The organism is Arcticibacterium sp. (assembly GCF_055134445.1).
In genome coordinates this window covers 1-23,651 of record NZ_JBSRVI010000007.1, presented here as the reverse complement: position 1 = coordinate 23,651, position 23,651 = coordinate 1, and the positions used below count along the sequence as shown (strand labels likewise).

At 37.6% G+C, this 23,651-nt stretch carries 24 protein-coding genes; 10 read left to right on the top strand and 14 right to left on the bottom strand.

Annotated features, from left to right (window positions below):
• The coding region (locus ACTBZY_RS00790) for a phosphate acyltransferase (RefSeq protein WP_463044411.1) at nt 1–792 on the top strand (792 nt) is incomplete at its 5' end.
• Nucleotides 793–795: 3 nt separating this feature from the next.
• Nucleotides 796–1,554: a glycosyltransferase family 2 protein gene (locus ACTBZY_RS00785; RefSeq protein ID WP_463044410.1), complete on the top strand. Its 759-nt coding sequence runs from the start codon at nt 796–798 to the stop codon at nt 1,552–1,554.
• Here ACTBZY_RS00785 and bshB1 read toward each other — a convergent pair whose 3' ends face one another.
• From bshB1 to ACTBZY_RS00765, 4 genes are all read right to left on the bottom strand, one after another.
• A complete protein-coding gene (bshB1, locus tag ACTBZY_RS00780) occupies nt 1,555–2,280 on the bottom strand; it encodes a bacillithiol biosynthesis deacetylase BshB1 (protein WP_463044409.1) in 726 nt (241 codons plus the stop codon). It abuts the gene before it with no gap.
• Nucleotides 2,281–2,282: 2 nt separating this feature from the next.
• The gene (locus tag ACTBZY_RS00775; protein WP_463044408.1) at nt 2,283–3,539 is read right to left on the bottom strand and encodes a peptidoglycan DD-metalloendopeptidase family protein; all 1,257 of its coding nucleotides are present in this window, start codon (nt 3,537–3,539) and stop codon (nt 2,283–2,285) included.
• Nucleotides 3,540–3,542: 3 nt separating this feature from the next.
• A complete protein-coding gene (trxB, locus tag ACTBZY_RS00770) occupies nt 3,543–4,478 on the bottom strand; it encodes a thioredoxin-disulfide reductase (RefSeq protein ID WP_463044407.1) in 936 nt (311 codons plus the stop codon).
• A 658-nt stretch (nt 4,479–5,136) separates the two neighbouring features.
• Nucleotides 5,137–6,366: a pyridoxal phosphate-dependent decarboxylase family protein gene (locus ACTBZY_RS00765; protein ID WP_463044406.1), complete on the bottom strand. Its 1,230-nt coding sequence runs from the start codon at nt 6,364–6,366 to the stop codon at nt 5,137–5,139.
• Nucleotides 6,367–6,734: 368 nt separating this feature from the next.
• On the opposite strand from ACTBZY_RS00765, the gene ACTBZY_RS00760 reads away from it, so the two are divergent.
• Together ACTBZY_RS00760 and ACTBZY_RS00755 are read left to right on the top strand one after the other, a co-directional pair.
• Complete coding sequence (locus ACTBZY_RS00760) at nt 6,735–7,661, top strand: hypothetical protein (RefSeq protein ID WP_463044405.1); 927 nt, start codon at nt 6,735–6,737, stop codon at nt 7,659–7,661.
• Between the two features lie 318 nt (nt 7,662–7,979).
• Complete coding sequence (locus ACTBZY_RS00755; RefSeq protein WP_463044404.1) at nt 7,980–8,150, top strand: hypothetical protein; 171 nt, start codon at nt 7,980–7,982, stop codon at nt 8,148–8,150.
• A gap of 131 nt (nt 8,151–8,281) precedes the next feature.
• Here ACTBZY_RS00755 and ACTBZY_RS00750 read toward each other — a convergent pair whose 3' ends face one another.
• Nucleotides 8,282–9,547 (bottom strand): tail fiber domain-containing protein, encoded by a 1,266-nt coding sequence (locus ACTBZY_RS00750; protein WP_463044403.1) that lies wholly within the window; start codon nt 9,545–9,547, stop codon nt 8,282–8,284.
• A 230-nt stretch (nt 9,548–9,777) separates the two neighbouring features.
• Nucleotides 9,778–11,658 carry an OmpA family protein gene (locus ACTBZY_RS00745; RefSeq protein WP_463044402.1) on the bottom strand — a complete coding sequence of 627 codons (1,881 nt, stop codon included), beginning with the start codon at nt 11,656–11,658 and terminating at the stop codon, nt 9,778–9,780.
• A 46-nt stretch (nt 11,659–11,704) separates the two neighbouring features.
• Here ACTBZY_RS00745 and hemJ point away from each other — a divergent pair, with 46 nt between their 5' ends.
• Entirely contained in the window at nt 11,705–12,265 is a 561-nt protein-coding gene (hemJ, locus tag ACTBZY_RS00740) for a protoporphyrinogen oxidase HemJ (protein ID WP_463044401.1), read from the top strand.
• 50 nt (nt 12,266–12,315) lie between these two features.
• Nucleotides 12,316–12,594, top strand: a complete 279-nt coding sequence (locus ACTBZY_RS00735) for a hypothetical protein (RefSeq protein ID WP_463044400.1) — start codon at nt 12,316–12,318, stop codon at nt 12,592–12,594.
• A 10-nt stretch (nt 12,595–12,604) separates the two neighbouring features.
• Here ACTBZY_RS00735 and ACTBZY_RS00730 read toward each other — a convergent pair whose 3' ends face one another.
• Nucleotides 12,605–13,888 (bottom strand): Gfo/Idh/MocA family protein, encoded by a 1,284-nt coding sequence (locus ACTBZY_RS00730; protein WP_463044399.1) that lies wholly within the window; start codon nt 13,886–13,888, stop codon nt 12,605–12,607.
• 165 nt (nt 13,889–14,053) lie between these two features.
• Nucleotides 14,054–15,139: an alanine dehydrogenase gene (gene ald, locus ACTBZY_RS00725; protein ID WP_463044398.1), complete on the bottom strand. Its 1,086-nt coding sequence runs from the start codon at nt 15,137–15,139 to the stop codon at nt 14,054–14,056.
• A gap of 204 nt (nt 15,140–15,343) precedes the next feature.
• Here ald and ACTBZY_RS00720 point away from each other — a divergent pair, with 204 nt between their 5' ends.
• Nucleotides 15,344–15,796: an Lrp/AsnC family transcriptional regulator gene (locus ACTBZY_RS00720; protein WP_463044397.1), complete on the top strand. Its 453-nt coding sequence runs from the start codon at nt 15,344–15,346 to the stop codon at nt 15,794–15,796.
• Between the two features lie 3 nt (nt 15,797–15,799).
• Here the strand turns inward: ACTBZY_RS00720 and ACTBZY_RS00715 are convergent, their stop codons facing one another.
• Complete coding sequence (locus ACTBZY_RS00715) at nt 15,800–16,393, bottom strand: DUF1684 domain-containing protein (RefSeq protein ID WP_463044396.1); 594 nt, start codon at nt 16,391–16,393, stop codon at nt 15,800–15,802.
• A gap of 78 nt (nt 16,394–16,471) precedes the next feature.
• On the opposite strand from ACTBZY_RS00715, the gene ACTBZY_RS00710 reads away from it, so the two are divergent.
• From ACTBZY_RS00710 to ACTBZY_RS00700, 3 genes are all read left to right on the top strand, one after another.
• The gene (locus tag ACTBZY_RS00710; protein ID WP_463044413.1) at nt 16,472–17,068 is read left to right on the top strand and encodes a riboflavin synthase; all 597 of its coding nucleotides are present in this window, start codon (nt 16,472–16,474) and stop codon (nt 17,066–17,068) included.
• A gap of 104 nt (nt 17,069–17,172) precedes the next feature.
• Nucleotides 17,173–17,949 (top strand): PASTA domain-containing protein, encoded by a 777-nt coding sequence (locus ACTBZY_RS00705; RefSeq protein ID WP_463044395.1) that lies wholly within the window; start codon nt 17,173–17,175, stop codon nt 17,947–17,949.
• Nucleotides 17,950–17,957: 8 nt separating this feature from the next.
• Nucleotides 17,958–18,263 (top strand): rhodanese-like domain-containing protein, encoded by a 306-nt coding sequence (locus ACTBZY_RS00700; protein ID WP_463044394.1) that lies wholly within the window; start codon nt 17,958–17,960, stop codon nt 18,261–18,263.
• Nucleotides 18,264–18,266: 3 nt separating this feature from the next.
• On the opposite strand, the gene dtd is transcribed toward ACTBZY_RS00700, so the two are convergent.
• The 5 genes from dtd to ACTBZY_RS00675 form a co-directional block, all read right to left on the bottom strand.
• On the bottom strand, nt 18,267–18,719 hold the full coding sequence (gene dtd / locus ACTBZY_RS00695) for a D-aminoacyl-tRNA deacylase (RefSeq protein ID WP_463044393.1): 453 nt from the start codon (nt 18,717–18,719) through the stop codon (nt 18,267–18,269).
• Between the two features lie 13 nt (nt 18,720–18,732).
• Complete coding sequence (gene mgtE / locus ACTBZY_RS00690) at nt 18,733–20,079, bottom strand: magnesium transporter (RefSeq protein ID WP_463044392.1); 1,347 nt, start codon at nt 20,077–20,079, stop codon at nt 18,733–18,735.
• Nucleotides 20,080–20,227: 148 nt separating this feature from the next.
• The gene (locus tag ACTBZY_RS00685) at nt 20,228–21,316 is read right to left on the bottom strand and encodes an outer membrane beta-barrel protein (RefSeq protein ID WP_463044391.1); all 1,089 of its coding nucleotides are present in this window, start codon (nt 21,314–21,316) and stop codon (nt 20,228–20,230) included.
• A gap of 509 nt (nt 21,317–21,825) precedes the next feature.
• Nucleotides 21,826–23,061, bottom strand: a complete 1,236-nt coding sequence (locus ACTBZY_RS00680; protein WP_463044390.1) for an ammonium transporter — start codon at nt 23,059–23,061, stop codon at nt 21,826–21,828.
• Between the two features lie 437 nt (nt 23,062–23,498).
• Nucleotides 23,499–23,651 (bottom strand): P-II family nitrogen regulator (locus ACTBZY_RS00675; protein WP_463044412.1); only part of this gene is annotated, 153 nt, incomplete at its 5' end.

The following is a 23,651-nucleotide window of genomic DNA, read 5'->3' as shown; positions in this document are numbered from 1 at the left end:
ATATTAGATCCTACCAATGCGGATCCTAAAATATTAAATGAATACGGTCAGCAGTTTTACGATCTAAGAAAAAGAAAAGGTTTTACGCATGATGAAGCTCATAGCATCATGAAACGTCGAAGTTATTTTGGGGCTATGATGGTTAAAAACGGTGCGGCAGATGCCATGATTGGTGGTCAAACCAGAAACTATCCAGAAACCATTAGACCTGCTCTTCAAATCATAGGAAAACGCCCAGGTTTAAGGAAAGTGTCTGGAATGTATATTTTAATGAGCCGTTTTGGTCCATTATTCTTAGCAGATACCACGATTAATTTTGACCCTTCCGTGGAAGAACTGGTAGAAATAGCAGAATTGGCGGCAGAAGAAGTAAGAAAATTCAATATTACGCCTAGAATCGCCTTCCTAACTTATTCTAATTTCGGTTCGGTAGCAAATGGCCCTGCTCCTATTCGGATGCGAACTGCGGTAGCAGAATTAAAGAAAAAATATCCTGATTGGATAGTGGATGGCGAAATGCAAGCTCACCTGGCCTTCGACCATGAGCTGCTAAAAACCAATCATCCTTTTAGCGATTTAGCCAACGGTAGTGCCAATACGTTTATTTTTCCTAACCTTTCTGCTGCAAACATCGCTTATAATATGGTGAAAGAAATTGCCAATATTGAAAAGATAGGACCGATAATAATGGGACTAAAAAAACCAGTAAAAATATTGCAAATGGGAGCATCAGTAAGAGAGATTGTTAACATGGTATCTTTGGCGGTAGTAGATGCTCAGAGAAGTGAATAAGTAATGGCTAGAGTATCCATCATTACGGTTACTTATAATGCAGAGGCTGTCTTAGAACGAACTATTAAAAGCGTTTTAAGACAGTCTTTTCTCGATTTTGAGTATATCATTGTAGACGGAGCGTCTAAAGACAGTACACCTGCTATATGTAAACAATACACCTCTGTTATAGACATTTTTCAGTCTGAAAAAGATAAAGGTATTTACGATGCCATGAATAAAGGTCTGTCTCTAGCAAATGGCGATTTTGTATGGTTTATCAACGCTGGGGATGAAATAGCTGAAGACAATACGCTGGCTCATATATTTTCTAAAACCACCCCTCAAACGGACCTCATTTACGGTGATTCTTACTTTGTAAATGATCAAGGAACAATTAGAGGTTTAAGGTCTGACCTCACCCCTCACAAACTTAAACCTGAAATTAGCTGGAAAGATCTCCGATTCGGAATGCTGGTGTCGCATCAATCTTTATTGGTACATAAAAACATTGCACCAAAATACATTTTAGGAAACCTTAGTGCTGATGTTGACTGGGAAATAAACTGCTTTAAAGCATCCAAAAAACAGCTTTTTATAGATAAAGCCATTTCAAGGTTCTTAGAGGGTGGTATCTCAAATCAGCAACTAGAAAAGTCGTTACATAATAGATTTAAAGTATTAAAAAATCACTTTGGTCTTTTCCCTACCCTTTATCATCACCTGTTCATTCTTTTAAGGGGATTGAAAAAAATAGCCACCAACAAAGGTAAATACTGGTAGTTAGCCGAGCATCATGATATCTGGAACAGCGATAGTCTTATAAGAGGTAAAACCTTCGCCATATTTGACGCCTATTTTATGCCCCATCTCTCTAGATCTGGCTTCCAGAAAGTCCAAGAAGTCTGGTGAAGAGATATAGCTTTGAGGATCCGCACTATTGGGGTCGTAAAACTGACTTCCAAAAGCCCTTATAGCCTTATCCTTAATATCCCAAAAGTCGGTGATATCTACCACAAAATCAGGCTCAATGTATTTATCCTGAATATAATGATAAAGATGTTTTGGTCTCCACTCTTTTTGCAGCGAGCCGTCCTCATTATAAGTAGGCACCATTCTTAAACCAGAATAAAAACAAGCATCTACAGCCAATGCACTAGACCTTCCATGATCTGGATGTCTGTCTTCAATGGCATTTGCAAATACTATTTCTGGCTGGTATTTTCTTATAACCTGCATCAATTTCAGCTGATGCTCTTCGTCATTCTTAAAAAAGCCATCTCTAAAGCGTAGGTTTTCTCTGGCAGAAAGTCCCATAATTACTGCAGAATCTGCAGCTTCTTGGTCTCTTATTTCGGCAGAACCTCTGGTTCCTAGTTCGCCTCTTGTAAAATCTACAATTCCGACTTTATAACCTGCGGCAATGTGCTTGACGATAGTTCCGCTACATCCTAACTCTGCATCGTCTGGATGCACCGCCATTACCAAAATATCCAGTTTTACGGCCATTCTTATTTTACTCTAATTCTTACGCCCACATATAGTTTTTTGTAGGAGCTAATTTTATTAAGACTACAAATTTCAGACACGGTAGTACCGTAGCTTCTTGCTATTTTAGAGAGATTATCACCCGGCTTTACTCTGTACCACACTTTTTGTACAATTTCTACTGGGGTTTCATCTTCAAAGTCGTCGGCAAAATCTTCAGCAGCTCCCTCCACATCAATGGTAGGCTCCATTTCTTCATCCACTTGGGAAGCGTCCACATCTCCTAAAGCCACTCTTGGAGAGCCTCCTCTTAGATAATTATACATTTTTGAGGTCATCAAAAACTCTTGCATTCTAATCTGCGTGTCGTCTCTTTTAAAATCAAAAATATTTCCAGCATCAAAAGGGGTGCCTTCATATCTTGTTTCAAAATGTAAATGAGAACCAGAACTTCTTCCTGTATTTCCTCCGCGGCCTATTTCGTCACCCGCTTTCACTACTGTATTGATAGGGAAATTCAGTTTAGACATGTGACCATAAACGGTCTCTAAACCATTATAGTGACGAATCACGACAGCTCTACCAAAGGCTCCTTTATAAGACGAGATCCTGATGACACCATCAAAAGCAGCATAAACGGGATCGCCTGTTTCCAAATCAATATCTGTTCCCCTGTGCCACCTACCCCATCTAAATTTAAAATGTGAAGTAACCGGACAGTGGTCTAATGGTGGAGCCCAATATCTCCCTTTGGTAAGATCGTACAGCTTAATCTGCACTACGTCTGTAAACTCCTTTGGATTAATACCATAAGGGTTGACATATTCATTGTCCCAGATGGAGAAATAACTAGCAATCTTCACCATTTCATCCGTTCCAGGAAAACGAGCCTCTTCTTCTATTTCCACAATCATAAGTTCACCTTCGTCTATTGAACTGGTGTCTTCATGAATGTTTTTATTCAGTCTTTTTATGGGCTCTATTTCTACCATGCCACCACTAAATGACTGGTTTCCTTGATAGTCTGAAGGAGCTTGGTATTTTGTTTCTTTTTTCTCAAATGAATTTGAGAATCTCAGTTTTGGTTCTTCTTCAAATTGAAAGTCAACCTCGTTCTCAAAAGTTTCTGTGGCATCAGATTCTTCCACCTTGGGAGGTTCTTCGCCTTGTTTCTTTTGGAAAATTTTGGGGGCTTTAATTACTTTTCCATGCTCTCGCTGGGCATACGTAGATGTCACAGCAAAAAGAAAAACCAAAACCAAAAAAACTCTATACATCATATTTTATTCGTGACCTGCTAAATATCTTTCGGCATCCAAAGCTGCCATACATCCCGTTCCGGCTGCAGTAACCGCCTGGCGATAAATCTTATCCATAGCATCTCCGGAAGCAAAAACGCCTTCAACGTTTGTTTTTGAACTACCTTTTTCTGCGTTAATATAGCCCGTTTCGTCCAAATCAATCCATCCCTTAAAGATATCAGTATTTGGCTTATGACCAATAGCCACAAAGAATCCAGTAGCAGTTATAACTGACTCTTCCTTAGTTTTATTATTAACGACCTTCACTCCTTCTACCTCGTCTTTTCCTAGAATCTCTACGGTCGATGTATTAAACAAAACTTCAATATTGGCTGTGTTTAAAACACGGTTTTGCATGATAGTAGATGCTCTGAACTCATCACGTCTTACTAACATCGTCACTTTTTTACAAAGTTTAGACAAATAGTGAGCTTCTTCGCACGCAGTATCACCAGCTCCTACCACTACAACCTCTTGTCCACGATAAAAGAAACCGTCACAAACAGCACACGCCGAAACACCCATTCCATTTAATCTTGTCTCAGATTCTAATCCAAGCCATTTGGCAGAAGCACCCGTCGCGATGATGACAGACTTAGCAATAATTACTTTATTTTCATCAATTATAACCTTATGAGCCAGTGGCGTAGAAAAATCTACTGCCGTAGCCATACCATATCTATTGTCTAATCCGAAACGCTCTGCCTGAGCTCTAAACTCTTCCATCATGGCAGGTCCTTGAACTCCTTCTGGGTATCCAGGATAGTTTTCTACATCATTTGTAATAGTAAGCTGACCTCCTGGCTGCCCTCCTTGAAACATAACAGGCTTAAAACCAGCTCTTCCAGCATAAATAGCAGCAGTATATCCTGCAGGGCCAGAGCCCAAAATCAAAACTTCTACGTTCTCTTCAGTCATTCTCTTATTTTTAGTAATTGACAGTTTTACTAATTCTCAACAGTCCATTTGACCGCAAAGTTCGCCAAATAAATAAGGAATACAAAGCCAATACCGAATACAAAAGTAGCCCAAAAAGACTTCTTATAATTTAAGAAGAATGTTAATAATTATTAATAGAAATAAGCGTACTATTTCGAACTAATGAAAACCTTAATGTCTGTATTCTTTGAGGGCGAAACGATGAAAATAAATGATAATGTTCTTAGCCTCGCCCCAAGTGACAGTTAACGACTCCGACCATGTCACTTTGAAAGAAACAACTACTATTAACCCGCTTTATGCATAAGGCAATCTCCCGATTTTATCGGGACCGTAGCTAAATTGTTTCCCATCGGCAAGCTCAGGGTAAACGCTATGCTAATTTTGTTTAATTATCTGATTAATTGCACTTTAAAACTCATAACGATTCCTGACGCATAATCCGGAATTAAGCAGCTAATGACAGTTTGAACAACAGACAAGCACCTCCTACAAGACATAGCTATACAGACCGCAAGATCTCAAATACGGGTGACTTAAATGCAAAACACTGTAAATGTTGAAAACATCATGTCACAAGACAAACGAAATTCTTTTAATTAATTCTTGAGCCTATTCTTCCATAAACTCATGCTGCTTAAGAATTTTTGATGGCATCAGATAGTAGCATGAGTTTTTCAATGGTAACATGATCCATCACTACAATTTTCCACCATTTCGGGTTTTTATGGCTGTCTGGTACCAGACCGAATCGTTTGGCTACTTCATGGTCAATACAATGATTTTTAATGGTCACAATATTAGACATGGGATGGCGATAGTATTCAATTCCTAAATCGGCTAAATGCTCACAAAGCCATTGCGTTCTTCTTTGAAGGATATATATTTTTTCCGACCAACCGTACGGCCCATGTCTGCTTAGGATCATCCAAGTGGCAATCACATTTGCTCCAGAACGACTACCTATGAGGGTAAAGTCTTCTCCTTCTACATAACTGGCTTCCTCGGTATTCGCGTACTTCATAAATCCTTTACGAATCATAAACACGCCAGTTCCATATGGAGCCTGAGCCATCTTATGGGCGTCTAAAGAGAACGAAGTAATCTTCTCATTTTTAAAGGTCAGTTGACTGTTCTCATCCGAAAAAGGATAATAGAAACCGCCATAAGCTCCATCTACATGCAGCTTATAAACACAACCTAAAGCCTCTAATGGTTTAACGAAATCATTTACTTCATCCACAGAACCAAACATGGTTGTCATCATATTACATACTACGATGAAATATTTCTTACCATCCTTTTGAGCCTGTTGGAGCACCTTGCTCAAGCCTTCATCTAAAACCTGACGGTCGTTTTCACCAACAGGTATCTTATAGACGGGAATCCCTAAAAGGTTACCAGCCTTATACATGGAATAGTGGCTATCTTCACTGCATACAATACAGATTTCGTCTCTATCAGCATTTTCTTCCGCCATGAAGTAATTACGATAAATCCAGATAGCTTGAATATTTCCTTCCGTCCCACCTGAGGCTATATAGCCATCATTCTGTAGGGGCTCTCCTTGGAGAATATCTACAGAACATATTTCTATCAATTCTTTTTCTATTTCATGTGTGCCCGCAAAGGCCGTTTCTGATTTACCCAAAGTATGACAGCCAATATGATTGGGGTTTTGAACTAAACTGGTTATGAAGGGAGCATCTTTAAGAAATGTGGCGTCTTGGTTAAAGACTTTTTCATCGAGGTGCGTGGCAGGCATCCCTAATAGGTTGGCCTCTTTGAAATTGATGTTTTGGGCTAAAGCACCAAATACCCTCGTTTTAATTTCTTCTTGTGATTTTTTCTTCCAATAAGTTTTCATTATTTTAGTTTCAAATGAATATCCGGTAACGCGATATCGGAGACTATAAAGGTACGTTTGTGTTCTAAAACGTGCAAAGGAAAAAGAGGTAGACTTGAGGCACTTAATAGGCGTGTTTTCTGGCAACAAATGGCAGCTATTGTTTTACTTCCAGACCGTTGCAACAATTTGATATCACTTTTATTGATTTTATAGTCTTAGAAAACAGAATACAAATGTTAAATGTTAGCGGTGTTTATTTAAATCTAGACCTCTATAAAAAAAGCAAAGTTTTTATAATCTGATTATTATAGTAAAAAATTAAGCCAAAAGAAAACTGATATAATAGGAGAGCAAAACATTGCTAATTCAAACTAGCAGCTAAAATTGTGACAAAAGAAAAACAATTTTATGTTTTTAAAATACCTTCGGAAAATGTTTGTCTATTTGGTGCTTTAACCATCTTTTTCGGAATGAATCAAGAACATAGAATTGCGTTCTGTACGGATTTCTCACCCAACGCCACAACGGCTTTAGAAAGTTTACTTTTTAGTATTTGGAATTATAATTTGGGCGTGGATATTATTCATCAAATAGAAGATAATGAAGAAGAATCCCTGCAAAAAATTGAGGAATTACGGGAAAGTTTAAAACACCACGAGGACCATAATGGACACATCCCTTTTTTTGTTTTTAAAGCCAATGAAAAGGATAAACTTTTAGAGCACTTAAATTCGGACAGATATATTTACGTGGAACTAGGTTTGAAAGGGAAAAGCCAAAGAAAAGGATTAGGTGGTTTTATTAAATCTATTTATACGCAAGTTGGAGAAGATGTTATTGTGGTTCCTCCTAAGCGAACTCAAAGCATAGACAATCGGTTTGCAATCCTTTTAGATAAAGAGCATATCGATTATTTATACCTGATACGGAGATATGCGAACTTTTTACAATTTAATTTTTGCAGGTTAACCATCATATTAAAGTCTTCAGAAGCAACAAACACCAATGAACTTGAAGTCTATAAAAAACAAGTGTTAGAAATCAATCCTGGACTAAGTAATGAAATCCATATTCTTCCGGAGAAAGAATGCAGCAGTTTACTTTTAAGTATGTTGAAAGAAAAAAAACAAGACGTTTACGTTTTCTTTGCTAAGGATTACTTCAATGACTTAATTTTAAAGTTTCTAGAGGATAGTTTAACCAGTAACGAGTTTGATACACCTTGCGTGAGATTTTTCGCAAATCCTGAAAGAGTTGCAATGTATAAGACTCCTTCTGGAGATGAAGATATTGTTTGTTTAAAGGATTTCTAAGGGTAAAAAAAACTTAGCACACGGGCCTGCGGACCAACCATGAAGTGATTTTATTATTAATCTTATATGTAATCAACCGGCTAAATTGTCAAAGCTTACCCACTTTGAATCTTTTTGAGTCGTTTCCTAACGATTTCTGATTCTATCGTGGATTTTGACCTATAGTCGCCGAGGAATAAATTACACAGTCTACAATCACAAACATACTATACCTCAAATTCTTGATATTCATAGGCTTGTTTGACTTCTAATCCAACGTGGAATATTCTTTTTTAGGATAAATTAAATTTTATACATTTAATTTAATCAAATATACTCATGAAGAATTCAGCCCAATTATTAGCCCTTCTATTGCCTCTTATGACTCTTTTAACGGGTTGTGAAATTATTGGAGGTATTTTTAAAACCGGAATGCAGTTCGGTATTCTACTTGTATTTATTGCCCTCGGGGTTATTTTTTATCTCTTCAGCAAGATGCGTAAAAGGTAAAATACTTTTCTCCGTTCCAATACTTTCTGAATGAGCATTTGATAGTCTTAATCGACATATGAAGTACAAAGACCTTATGCTAGACACTGGGGAGTGTATTTCAATAAAAAGCAGCGGAACTTGAACCTGTTTTATTTTAAGCTTGCACTTTCATTTTGTTCCAAGTTTTCAACACGCATTAATATGGCTCCAAGTGCAACTTTATAATGCGATAATTCTTCCTTCTGTTTACTGATCATGCTTTGCTGCTCTTGCAAAGCTTTGATGAGCGGAGCGAAAAGGTCATTATATCTAACGGAATAGTAACCATCGGGACCCTTATTTAGCAAGCCTATTTCTTCCTCTGAGAAGCCATATTTTTGAAGAGTCACTTCCAGTTCTTGAGCAATTAGGCCAAACTCAACATCCTGATATTCGTTGTTTTTGCGATGGTAGCTCACGGGCTTGAGCTCATTTATAAAGTTTAAGCCCAGTGGAAGAGGTTTCACTTCCTCTTTCCATCTTTTGTCTGAAGTGATACTCCAAGCCACCTGTGTTTCGGCTGCTGAAATGGAGGTGTTGCCCATTCTTATTTTATTGCTAAAATTAACCTTTGCGTCAAATCCAATGGCGATGGTATTAGATAGGAAACCAGAAGTGACATCTGCTTGATTACCTATTGCCGTATGGTTACTTCCTTTTATGTTAGTATATAGAGCATTACGTCCACTCGCTACATTATTATTTCCAATACTGTTATTATATAATGCACTGTCTCCAATGGCTGTATTATAGCCTCCGCTAATATTTTGACTAAGAGCCACTGAACCCGTGGCTACATTTCCATGACCTGAAATATTATTTTCTAATGCCAGTAGGCCTATGGCTATATTATTACTCCCAGAACTGTTTGTTATTAAAGCTGCCGTGCCAATTACCGTGTTATATACTCCATCAATATTACCCTCTAAAGCATCAACACCGACTGCAACATTCCCTTCGCCTACAGTGTTATAATACATAGCTCCAGAACCCAAAGCAGTGTTATTACTTCCTGTGGTGTTATCGCCCAATGCATACACACCAAATGCTGAGTTTCTGGAACCATAGGTGTTATGCAAAAGTGAGGTACTTCCAACTGCTGTATTACGAGATCCGGTAGTATTGTTTTGTAAGGATGACGAACCAACAGCTGTATTAAGAATACCATTATAAGGGCTTGATACTGTATTTGCCAAAGTATTTGGACCAAGAGCTACATTGCTCGAATCGGAGTCATTTCCACTTTTCTTGGATTTCAATCCATCTGGCGTAATGGTAATGGAGCCATCGATGGGGGTATTTGAATAGGATTGTATTTGAGCCTGTACCGTTAAACAAATCAGATAAAATGCAGTGATAATCAGGAAATTTCTCATAGAAAATATTTATTTTTTAGCATAAAAAAAGACCTTTCATGAAACAAATAATTTCACTTAAATGCTAAAGTGCCTATTCCAAAAATAAAAATTCAATCCCACAAATATCCTTGATTTTGAAAGGTTTTATTTAAAGGTAATACCCTATTTTTCAGAAGTATAATAAAGCTTTCGCTATCAAATTATCATGCTCAAATCTGAAAATTTCCTTATTGTAAGCCTTCCTATCCCTAATAAAACCGCAACTCTATTCTTCTGTTTTTACTTCTGCCTTCATCGGTATCATTACTGGCAATAGGTTTATCCTCACCAAAACCCTTAGCCTTTACATTATCTTTACTTAATCCTTGCATAATGAGGTAATCCACCACAGACTGAGCACGTTTTCTAGAAAGCTCTGCATTACTCTCCTTTGTGCCCACGTCATCTGTATGACCAGAAATTTCCACTTTCAAACTTGGGTTTAGCCAAATTAGCTCCGATAATTTGCTCAGTTCCACCATAGATTCTGGTTTTAATTCCCAGCTAGCTTCATCAAAATAGATGTTATTCAATATCTCTATTTTTTCCTTGTCAATTTTCTCTAAACCCACTTCCAACTCCTTATTATTCCTTTTCTCGCCTGAGCTAAAACTAAAAGACATGCTCTTGAAAAAGTACTGTGCTTGCTCCACATAAAGACCAAAATTGCCAGAAAAAGGCAACACGGCCAAATACGCTCCTGTTTCTGGATTAGCAGAAAAGGTGGATATAATCTCTTTCGTTTTTAAATCTATAAGTTGAATAGAGGCTCCTAAAGGTTTTTTAGTTTTTGCATCAAATACATGCCCCTTCAGATAAAATGTAGGGTCAAATTTCTCCTTGAGCTCTTTAGGAAGGTCAAATTGAAATAAACGAACATTCTCGCCTGATTCTTCGGAATAAAAAGCCTGCTTACCATCTGCCGAGATGACCAAAGCAAACTGGTCTGAACCATCGTTTATAGGGTACCCTAAATTAAAAGGCTCTGTGAAAGTCTTTTGTTCTTTATTGGTCAAGAAAAGATCAAAACCACCCAATCCAGAATGCCCTTGAGAAGCGAAAAACAAGCTGCTTCCATTGGCATGTAAGAAAGGAGATATTTCGTCTTTAGCGGTATTGATAATATTCCCTAGATTTTGGGCTTGCCCCCAAACATTCATTTCTCCCAGTTTACTGACATAAAGGTCCTTTCCTCCTGATCCGCCATATCTATCAGAAGAAAAAACCAATAAGGTACCATCAGAAGATAAAGAGGCTTGCGAATCCCAAAAAGGAGAGTTGACATTTCCTCCCATATTTTGAGGTACAGACCAGCCATTATCCCCAAGTCTGGTGATAAAGAGGTCGCAACTTCCTAAACTCTCCCTACCTTCGCAGCTTGTAAAAACCATGGTTTTACCATCTGCAGAAATGGTACAGGTGCCCTCGTTATAGGCTGTATTGATAACTTCAGAAAGCCCCTTGGGGATAGACCACTGGTCGCCCACTTTATTTGAAACATAGATATCTTCGTCGCCTCCATTGGTTCTAGCGGTATAGTAAATGGATAAACCATCTGCCGTAAACGCCGGAAAATACTGTTTGTCTTTAAAGTTTAGTACATCAGGCATTGGGGTAGCTTTTATTGTCAAAGGGTTATCCAAAATATCAAGAGCAAACTCACAGTTTACGATTTGGCTTTTCAACTGGTCATAAGCTCTAGTCCCTTCTCTGGTCCTTTCCAAAGCCACAGACAAATAAGCTTTTGCTTTTTCATATTCGCTGGACTTAAGAAACTCGTTTCCCAAGAAAGTATAGGCCAAAACATAGTCTTTGTTTTCTGGTTCTAACTCCAATAGTTTTTGGTAATAAGTCTTTGCTTTTGGCAAATCTCTAGATGCATAGGCCATCTGCCCTAGTTTATAATATGCTAAAGTGTAGTCTGGTGCTCTTTCTAAGGTTTTGAGATAGTAATCCTCTGCATTGGCATAATCTCTTTTCTTGAAAGCCTCTTCTCCCCTTTCAAAAAAGCCCTGTGCCCTTTTATCTTGTGCATTGGCACCGAAAACTGCCAGAAAAATTAAAAGAAAAAGTGTAATTTTTGATTTCATATAGCTCTATTGAAGGCTAACGCTGTAATTTTGTTTTTATTTTTTTATGCAAACACCATACCTAGGCATGATGCACTTTTATCAATTTTTTAAAGCTTTCCATATTATTGGTTTCGTTTCTTGGTTTGCGGGAATGTTCTATCTGGTAAGAATTTTTGTTTACCATACAGAGGCCGACGAAAAGCCAGAACATTTAAGAGCAGACTGGAAAGCTCAATTTACACAAATGTCTTGGAGAGTTTATAAAATCATTTGTAATCCGGCCATGATGATTACTTGGACCTTCGGTTTGCTGATGTTAATAAGTAATCCGGCCATTTTGAATCAAAATTGGATTAAAGTAAAGCTAGTGCTTTTGGTTCTACTGACTGGCTATCATTTAAACTGCAAAGGCATCATTAAGAAGCAAGAATTGGGCTTAACCACTTATTCCTCTTTCCAGTTTCGTTTATTGAACGAATTACCAACGCTTTTCCTTGTTTCCATTGTACTATTAGCCGTCGTTAAGGATGTTATGAACTTTCTTTATCTCTTTCTTGGCGTGATGGCCTTTGGCTTTGTCTTATTCCTTATTGCCAAAGCTTATAAAAAAAGTAGAGGAAAATAAACATCTTTCATTTATTATTGAAAATTCAATTTATATAATTACAACTAGCCATGAATATAGAAAGTTTCAAAGCCATTAAATCTGAGAATGACCTATCCTCTGATATGCTTAAAAGTCTGTGGCAAGACTATCAAGGAAACTGGGAAAGGGCTCATGAAATAGCTCAAAAGAAAGAAGGAGATACAGACTATGACAGAATACACGCTTACCTGCACAGAAAAGAAGGAGATAAATTTAATGCTGGCTGGTGGTACCGACGCTTAAATTTACCCTACCCTACTATCTCCTTAGACCAAGAATGGGAAGAACTGGTACAACAGTACCGTTAATACACGCTGCTCAAATCCAGTTATACGATGAGCGATATGGTCTAAAAAGTAGGCCATTAGCTTCTTCATCTCCTTTAAACATTTCTTTTTTGGCGTCCCATTTTAACTTTCTTCCTAGTTTCCAGGAAATGAGTCCTAAGTGCATGGGTAAAGTCATTTGACGAGCATAGGCCAGATTTGATTCCGGTTGCATTCTGCTTTTCACACTGTCTATAAAGTTTTGTTGGTGGCCGGGAGAGCGAGTGATGCTCATTGGAATGGCTTCTATATCTTTTAGTTTCTCGTCATTGATTATTAATTCTCTACTACCGTAATCGCACAATAGAGTACCTTTGGTTCCTTCAAAATAAGCTCCAATATGCTTGCCTTCTGCCCCCGGCACATTTGGAGCTTTGGAGGTCCATTGAATATCCAAGCCTTTAAATTTATAATCGATGGTAATACCTAGCGGTGTATCTCCAATGCCTGGACTTACTCTTCCATAAGCGGAAATAGATTTCAGTTTCTCAGGAGAAATACTCCACCAGACTATATCTGCTATGTGGCACCAAAAATCTTGAAATATGCCTCCAGAGTAATCCATAAAATATCTGTAAGTAAAATGACATCTTTCTGGATGGTAGTCTCTTTCTGGGGCTGGTCCCTGCCACATATCCCAATTTAATTCCTTCGGGACTTTTTGATAATTTGCTTTTTCAATCATCGGTGGCTCTCCTGCTTTCCAGAGTCTCACTTTCTTCACCTTTCCTATAGCTCCACCTTGAATCAGCTCCACCACCCTGTGATAATTATCTCCGGCATGTATTTGATTGCCAAGCTGAAAAATTCGCTTATGCTCATTCATAGAAGCAAGCATCATTTGCCCTTCTTTAACACTATAAGAAAGTGGCTTTTCTCCATAAACATCTTTACCCGCCTGAAAAGCCATAATGGCTACTTGGGCATGCCAATGGTCTGGTGTGGCACAGGTAATGGCGTCAATGTCTTTCCTATCTAGTATCCTTCTAAAATCATCGTACGTATCAACCGTTTTATTAGGCTTGAGTTTTAATAAGACCTCTTTTGCCGTGGCAAGATGATTTGCATCTACATCGCAAAGAGCCGCAGTGTCCACATTAGGAAGTTTGGCAAACCAATTTAAGTGATTGGTTCCCATGCCGTTTACTCCAATATGTGCCACCCTCACCCTATCACTGGGAGCCGTCCTGCTAAATAAATCTGGTATATATGTAAAGGCAAAAGCAGACAGAGATGCTTTTTTAATAAATGCTCTTCTTGAGTCGTTGTTAATCATGGCTAGGGTTGAATTTGTTTTTAGTTTACTAAAATAAGTAATTTGTCCATAAACCCATTAGCAATTCCACCATTTCAAACCCAAAGCTTATAAAAAGTAAAACCCCAGAAATCTCCGGGGTATACATAATCATAACAGTTTTAAGGAAATCTAAAATCTTTATATCTATTGAGCGTATGCTTGAGCCACACCCTCATGTAATATTTCTCCGTTTACAATATTTAAGCCCTTTCTAAGCTCCGCATTTTCTTCCGTCGCTTTTTTCCAACCCTTATTGGCCAATTGAATGGCATAAGGTAAGGTGGCATTTGTTAAAGCACAGGTAGAAGTATATGGTACCGCACCTGGCATATTAGCCACGCAGTAATGCACCACATCATCTATCACAAAAGTAGGGTCTTCGTGGGTTGTAGGTACACAAGTTTCTATACAGCCTCCTTGATCTACAGCCACGTCTATCAACACCGTACCAGGACGCATCTGCTTTAACATCGCTCTAGTAATAAGATTGGGAGCCTTGGCACCTGGAATTAAAACAGCCCCGATTATAAGATCGGCATCTTTTATTGCCTGTTCAATGTTCAGCTGATTAGATATAAGTGTACTCACATTGGCTGGAAGCACATCAGCAAGGTATCTCAATCTCTTAAGACTGATATCCATGATGGTGACTTCTGCTCCTAAACCTGCTGCCATTTTTGCGGCTTCTGTTCCTACCACACCACCTCCCAGAATCAAAACCTTGCCTCTAGGTGTACCGGCCACTCCGCCTAATAAAATCCCTCTTCCTTTTAAAGGCTTCTCCAGATATTTGGCTCCTTCCTGAACCGCCATCCTTCCAGCTACTTCTGACATTGGAATAAGTAAAGGCAAAGAACCATCGGCACTTTCTACGGTTTCATACGCTAAACACACGGCCTTGCTTTTAAGCATTGCACTGGTGAGTGTTTTAGAACTGGCAAAATGGAAATAAGTAAATAACAGTTGACCTTGTCTTATAAGATCATATTCTTGGGCTATCGGTTCTTTCACTTTTAGAATCATTTCCGCCTTAGCGTAAACATCTTCTATAGTTGGTAGAATCTCCGCACCTGCAGATAAATATTCCGCATCTTCAAAACCGCTACCCATTCCTGCAAGGGTTTGAATCAATACCCGATGCCCACGTTTCACTAGTTCAACAACACCCGCAGGAGTTAATGCTACCCTGTTTTCATTGTTTTTGATTTCTATTGGAACGCCGACTAGCATGTGCTGAATTTAGTTTTTAGAATTAAGAAGTTTTTGATGAAGTGTAATTGTGCCACAAAGATAAGTGAGGAGAATTATTTTTTTCATTAGTTAATAATTAAAGAATATTTTTATTTTTGAGACCTTAAAGAAAGAATAATATACTTTTTCAGAAGGTTTTTAATATCCTAAAAAGATTTTTTTTCTGAAAACAAATGGCTAAAAATGGACAGCACAGACATTAAAATCTTAAAGCTTCTTCAAAAGAATGCTCAAATGACCTACAAAGAGATTGCGGAAGAAATAAATCTTACGCAAACTCCCGTTTTTGACCGTATAAAAAGAATGGAAATTAGTGGCATTATTGAAAAATATGTCACCATACTAAACAGGAAGAAAGTAGGCACTTCCCTCACTGTTTTTAATCAGGTCACCATGACCAAGCAGACCCTTGAAATTTCACAGAAGTTTGATGAGGCTGTTGCAAAACTTCCAGAAGTGGTAGAATGTCATTTCGTTTCTGGAGGCTTTGATTACCTGTTAAAAATCATCGTACCTGACATGGAAACCTATCATAAGTTTCACCAGCTAAAGCTGTCTGTTATTCCTGGGGTGTCTTTAATTAACAGCTATTTCGTAATGTCCGAAGTAAAGAACACGACCGAAATACCATTATAAGTTTTAATCTAAAAATAAAACCTTTTCTCCTGCATCCACTCGGGCGTCTATATCGTTTTCAGAAGGGGGCACAGGGCAAACGAAGTTCACATTATAAACACAATAGAAATTATGAGCTTTGTTGAAATCTATCATGAGCTTATTATTGCTCGTTTTCTCAACATTAATGTACCTTCCTCCACCATAAGTTTCTTCGCCATTGGTGTTATCAGTAAATGGCAACAGGTAATGCTCGCCTTCGTCAAAAAGCATTAAACGATATTCCTTTCCTTCCACTTTGAAAACAGCATAGCCTATCATTTGTATTGGAGAGATACTTTGGTCTGTCATCACCATCGGGAAAGTCTGCTCTGACGGACTAGATTCAAAATCTACAAATAGCTGCCAATGCTCCTTGGCATCAAAGTATCTAAAATCGTTAAAATCTTTTATATCTGCTACAGGAGAATTCTCCATTCTGAGCATATTGTTCTTGTAAGACGCTCTATCACTTTTAAGTTCAGAAGCATAATCCTTCGGGCTCATGGTAAGAGAATAAATGGCCGCCAAAACGAAAACCAATGCTATACCCCACCTCACAAATTTATTTTTAAACATATATTCTAAACTTTTGAGCAAAATTAAGCATTATACCTTTTTAATTTGCCAATTCATATCCTAATGTATCTTGAAATTATGTTTACTGGAATAGTAGAAAGCCAATCTCGTGTTATTGCGATAGGTCAAAAAGGAAGTAATAAGACTTTTATTTTTGAAAGTGATTTGGCCAAAGAACTCAAGGTTGACCAAAGCGTATCTCATAATGGTGTTTGCCTTACGGTAGAAAAAACAGCGGGTAACACCTATGAAGTCACCGCTATAGAAGAAACCTTGAATAAAACCAATCTTGGAAGCCTTAGTGTAAACGACAAGGTCAACTTAGAGCGATGTCTTAAAGCAGATGGAAGATTTGATGGACATATCGTACAAGGACATGTGGACCAAGTAGCTCATTTAACTTCTATAGAAAATAAAGACGGAAGTTATATCTTGAGTTTCTCTTTTGACCCTTCATTAGGAAACATTACCGTGGAAAAAGGCTCGATTTGCATCAATGGTGTTAGTCTAACCGTTTTTAACTCCACAGAAAGCACTTTTTCTGTAGCATTGATACCTTATACATGGGATCATACTAACCTTGGAGATTTGCTCATCGGTAGCACAGTTAATTTGGAATTTGATATTCTTGGGAAGTATATGCAGAAAATACTCCAAAATAAACTTAGCGTTTAAACTATAAAAGTTAGCACTTCTTTATCAATTTTAACGTTAATCGAAAGTTGGCTTGTTAATTGAATCCAAAAGCCATTATTTTGTTTTGAAACTAAATCATTTCTATGCCAAAACTTAGCACCGGTTCGAAAACTGACATTATGGTTCATATTGGAATCATTTTGGCGGCTGGTCTTGTACTTTTCTTCGCCTTCTTTTTCTTGTATTTACCGTGGACCACAAATCATAATGAAGAGATAGAAGTTCCTGACCTTAAAGGACTTACATTGGAAGAAACAGAAAAGGTTTTGGATTCAAGAAATCTAGATTTTGAAGTATCAGATTGCACTTTTGTGAATGGAAAACAACCACTTACCGTGTTTTCTCAGTATCCAAAAGAGCATTCAGGCGTTAAAGACGGCAGAAAAATATATTTGACCATTATCACCAATAAGGCTCCGAAAATTCAGGTGCCTAACGTGATTAATAGAAGTGAAAACTCTGCAAAAAACCTTTTGACCAGTATAGGCTTTTTAATAGCCACTACAGAATTTATTCCGGCCATAGAAAAGAATACGGTCTTAAGAATGAAGGCGGATGGAAAAGAATTGGTAGTGGGCACAAGTCTTGCAAAAGGGTCTAAAATCACACTTGTGGTGGGAGATGGATACGGAAACACCACTGTCATGGTACCTGAACTAAGCGGACTGACTTATGATGAAGCTGATATCTTAATAAACGGCTCTTCTTTAAATATAGGCAGTATTTTATACGACAACACGAGCAATGCCCCCGCTGGCACCGTGGTAAGGCAAAGGCCAGATGCCGGAGTTAACCTCAGAACTGGGGATGCTGTAAACATTTGGATTTCGGGAAGTGAAGGAGAAAACTTAAACCAGTAAAAATTACAATGGACGACAATAACGACATTAGCGTAAAAGAGCTAAAAGAAATGATAGAAAGTGGCGAGTCATTCCACTTTTATGATGTTAGAAACGAAGACGAGTACGAAGAAGATAACTTGGGTGCTAAACTAATTCCTTTAGGAGAACTTCAAGAAAGAGTGGACGAGCTAGAAGCTATAAAGGGAGAGCACATTTACATCCATTGCAGAAGCGGTGCCAGAAGTGGTAGAGCAAAGCAATATCTAGAAATGGAAGGCTATGAAAACGTACATAACGTTATAGGAGGAATTTTAGCTTTTAGAGAGCTTTAAAGCTTACTTTTTATCTTTACTATCAAGAACAATAGTCATGGGTCCGTCATTTGTGAGTGCTACTTTCATATCTGCTCCAAACTCCCCAGACTGAATTTCTTTTGACAAAGAAGCACCTAAAAGACTTAATATATATTCATAAAGGGGAATAGCCTGTTCTGGCCTAGCGGCAGAAATAAAAGAGGGTCTATTCCCTTTTTTTGTGGAAGACTGTAAACTAAACTGACTAATCAGCAGGATATTTCCTTCTACTTGAGAAATATCCAAATTAAGCTTGTCGTCTTGGTCAGAGAATATCCTCATTCCAATTATTTTCTTACAAAGCCATTCGGCATCTTCTTGAGTATCCTTTTGGGCTATGCCCAGCAAAACCATAAAACCAATGCCAATCTCTCCTTTAACTATATCGTTAATTTTTACCGAAGCCTCGGTAACACGTTGAATAACTGCAATCATTAAATTTCTACTTTTATAAAAGCCAATTGGCAATCAAGAAATAGGTTCCAATACCTACTAAATCATTGGCTGTGGTAATAAATGGTCCAGATGCCACAGCGGGGTTAATTCCGAATTTATCTAAGAGCAATGGCGTCACAGTACCCATAAACGACGCTAAAAACACAACGGCAAACAATGCCAAACAAACTACCAAAAACAACTGCGGTTCACCGATAACATAAAGATAAACACCTGCCAATACGCCTATCACAAAACCATTTATGAGAGCAACCTGAGCTATTTTTATCAATCTTTCAGAAAGACTTAAACTCATAGCTGATTTCTCCGCTAAACTCTGCACTATCAATGATGAGGTTTGGATACCAACATTTCCGCCTGTAGAGCCCATAATAGGAATAAACAGAGCCAAGGCGGTAACTTTAATCAACTGATCTTCAAAACCTTTAATGACCGTAGCGGCCATCAAGCTTCCTAGTACCCCTACCACCAGCCATGGTAATCTAGATTTGGCTAATTTCCAGACAGTGTCATCTTCTTCTACTTCTCCTGTAATACCGGTAACGGCTTGAAAATCTTCTTCTGCCCTTTCAGTGATAAAGTCGACCACGTCATCAATCGTGATTCTTCCTAATAAACGACCTATAGCGTTTACAACAGGAAGAGCCTCCAAATCATAACGCTGCATAAGCTCCGCTACTTCTTCTCCAGGCAGTGTAGTGTCCACAGAAACGATGTCTGTTTCTACCAAGTTGGCAATCTTCGTATTCTTTCTAGCCAGTACAATTTCCTTTAAAGATACAATTCCCTTCAGTCTGTTGTCTTCGTCAACCACATATACGGCGTATACTTTATCTACGTTTTCCAGTTGATTCCTTATTTCTTCAATGCACTCATTAACGTTCTGATTTTCATATACCTTAATAAGTTCTTTTTGCATCAATCCACCCGCCACGTCGTCTGGATAATGTAACAAATCCAAAATGAATCTAGCGTGCTCTCTATCTTCTAATAATGCAATTACCTTTTCTCTGACTTCAATGGGCTGCTCATTCAGCAAATCCACCGCATCATCGGAGTCAAATAGATTGACATAAGTGGCTATTTCTTCAACCGTAAATTGCTCGGCAATGAATTTCTTACGGTCGTCTGTATCAATACTCGACAGTACATCTGCTCCTGTTTCGGTATCTAAAAACTGAATAAGGTAATGTGCATCTTCTCCATTTAACTCATAGAGAATACTGGCGATATCAGCAGGAAAGAGATCATTCAGCTCCTTTTTAATAAACTCCTCCGATTTATTTTCGATACCAGATTTTATTTGGTCAAGAAATTCGTTGGTTAATTCAAAATTCATAATACGCTGCTCTTTGCTGATTTTGGAACAAAGATAACAAAAGCCCACGTTAATAAACGCTACAGTTTATAACCTAAATATTAAGCCTTGAAACAAAAAAAGAGCCTGAAAATCATTTCAGGCTCTAAGTATAGCATATATCCTTTTATTAGAAATGGAATATCATTGCAGCACCAATAGTCGTTTGATTATTTTTGCCAGCACCATCACCATCTACTAATTGAAAGCCTGAAGTTGGAGAGTAAGTATCAAATCTAACTTCCGGCTTGAACATCAAATGGTCCGTAATATTTACATTACCAGTAAGCGTTAATGAAGTAACAGCAGAACCATCACCGTTTTCGTCAACTAAATACATACCGCCTTCAGAGTTATCAAAACGTTCAGCTCTTACACCAAGACCAAATTTCTCTGTTAGATTACCGTTTAAGTATAAAGCAGCACCAGACCATTTCTTGGTATCAACACCATTGTTCAAAGAACCATAAGGAACTGCATTTAAACCTATTAAGAAATTATCAGTCACTTGGTATGATGTAGTGATATCAAACCATTTGTATTTCTCAGTTGCACCGCCCAATCCTTCATCAGAAGCGTAGTAGTTTAGGTATAAGTCCCATCCTTCAACTGGAGCCGTATATATCTGAGCCATCACACCCTTTGCCTTGTTAAAATCATCTTTGCTGTCAAGACCATTATTAATTCCTAACATAAATGCAAACTTCTCAGAAGGAGCGATATCTAACTTAATACCTGTATGGTAAAATGGACCATTACCAAATAAGTTAGATAAAGAGTAGTTAAAGTTTGCAGGTGCATCAATAACCTCATATCCAACATTGGTACCGAAAGTACCAGCAGTAAGGCTGAATACATCATTCATGGCCCAACTTAAATATGCTTGCTTAATGGCCATTCCCGTAGTAGAACCTGAAACCCATACATAGTTACCCAAGTCACCATGATTACCAAAAGTCAAATCGATTACCCCAGTAACCGCACCTGCTTCGTAAGTAGTCATTAACTGAGCTAAACCTACTTGAAACGAGTTAGCATTATGATCAAAAATTCTTTCAAAACCGGAAACTCCTAAATTAGCCCCTGCTCCACTTACGCCATTCATATTGGCGAAATAATAAGTATCAACATATCCAGAAAGTGTTAATGGACCTCCTTCTTGAGCCGAAACCGAAAATGCAGTTAAGATAGATACTATTGCGAAATAAACTTTTTTCATTCTTTTATTCTTTAAGATTTTAATTGATTTGTCGTACTTGTTCCGACACAAATATTCGCCATTATTAATATTTGACAAAATTTTATTCTCACTAAATTCATATTTTCCAAATATTAACCATTTAAACTTAGAATAGTTCTATTTACGTAGTTAACAGGATATTATTTGGGTAAATTGCACAAAGGCGAAACTTTAACACTTCTACCACAAGTTTGAAAACATTATCTCTTTCCAGCTCCCTTCACTCGAATGTTTTTTTTTTGAGAGCATCTTAATACATGGATAAATGGTCATCGTTTAGACCATTAAATCGAGTAACATTTCGTTGCTCTACTTATTAGAACTAAGACAATCTTTAAGACTTTTTTTGAGCTATATAAATCAGGATTACGCTTTAACATACTTATCCAGTCTTACGTTTACACACTTAGAACTCCTTTTTTAAATTTGGTTTGAAACAAAAAAAAGGGTGCCAGAAGGCACCCTTTTTAAAATCTATAATAACCGAATTAATTAGTAGCAAAATCTCCATAAGCAGACATACCATGCTCATGGTCATCTAAGCCATCTATTTCTTCTTCTTTACTTACTCTCAAGCCTAATGTAGATTTCAAGGCGAAAAGAATAAGACCAGAGGTCAAAAGACAGAAGACTGCATAACAAGCTACGCCTATGGCTTGAATTCCTAATTGCTCAAAACTTCCGGTAGTGATGAAACCTTTGGCTCCAAATATACCTACTGCAAGGGTACCGAAAATACCACAGATTAAGTGTACCGCAACCGCTCCAACAGGATCATCCAGTTTAACTTTATCAATCAGTGTTACTGATATGACTACAATTACACCGGCAATTAAACCTATTAAGATAGCATCAAGTGGCATCATTTGGTCAGCACCTGCAGTAATACCTACAAGACCAGCAAGAATACCATTCAACATCATTGTTAAATCATATTGCTTGTTTTTCAATAAATCAAAAACAAACGCTCCCATTCCACCAGCAGCAGCAGCTAAACAAGTAGTAACTAAAGTAAGTGAAGTTCCAGCTGGGTCTGCAGACAATACAGAACCACCGTTAAAACCAAACCAACCTAACCAAAGAATAAGAACACCAGCCGCAGCCAATGGTAAACTATGACCAGGGATTGGCTTAGAAGTACCATCTTCACCGAATTTACCAATTCTTGAACCTAATAAATAAATAGCTACTAAAGCAGCCCATCCACCTACAGAGTGAACTAGCGTAGAACCTGCGAAATCATAAAAACCCATTTCGCTTAGGAAACCACCACCCCACTGCCAAGAACCGGCTATTGGGTAAACAATTCCTACATATATAACTGTAAATATCATGAAACTTCCAAGCTTAATACGCTCAGCTACAGCACCAGACACAATCGTGGCGGCTGTGGCAGCAAACATACCTTGGAATAAGAAATCTGTCCAGTATGTGTAACCACCACTTGCATATTCTGGGGTTAAACCATTCTCTGGAAGAGCTATTCCAAATCCAGCGAAACCAAAGTAACCGTTAAATTCGCCTGGGTACATTAAATTAAACCCACAAAGTGCATATAATAAAAGACCGATACAGATAATGAATACATTTTTAAATAAGATGTTAACAGTATTTTTAGAACGGGTCAAACCTATTTCTAAAAAAGAGAAGCCTAAGTGCATAAAAAACACGAGGGCCGTACAGATCATCATCCATACATTATTGGCGGTAAATAATCCATCCATAACTAGTGATTCAGTTTAAGTTAATTGTTAATATTTTTAGATACTCCTTTTGTTGTACACTTTCGAAACTTGAACATTTAAGATATTTTTTGGAATCAAGTACATCTAACTGAACTTTATCTTTAAACTTTCAAATTCGAAATAGTGATGCAATAATATGGCATTAATCATTATTGACCAAATTTTATTCTACTTTTATTGATTTTATGCTTACATTATTTTAAGTATTAAAAATTGGACTATTTCCTGAAATGGCTCTTCATAGCTAACTTAAAGCCCTCTTTAACAACTCATTGTGGTTCCTTAAGAAAGAAAAAAAAATAAAAAAATAATTCCCAAAAGTATAATATTCTAAGAAATCGAACTTTTTAGATTTAAAATTCTGCAAAAAAAAAGAGTAGCCTAAGCTACTCTTTATAAAAGTCATTTTACCCTAATTAGTTAATCGCAGGCTTTCCTTTTTCGCCTGTACGAATTCTAATGGTTTCAATCATATCAGAAACAAAGATTTTACCATCTCCAACGTTTCCAGTATAAGCGGCCTTCGTGATAGCCTCAATAGTTCTATCCAAGAATTCATCTGAAACTAC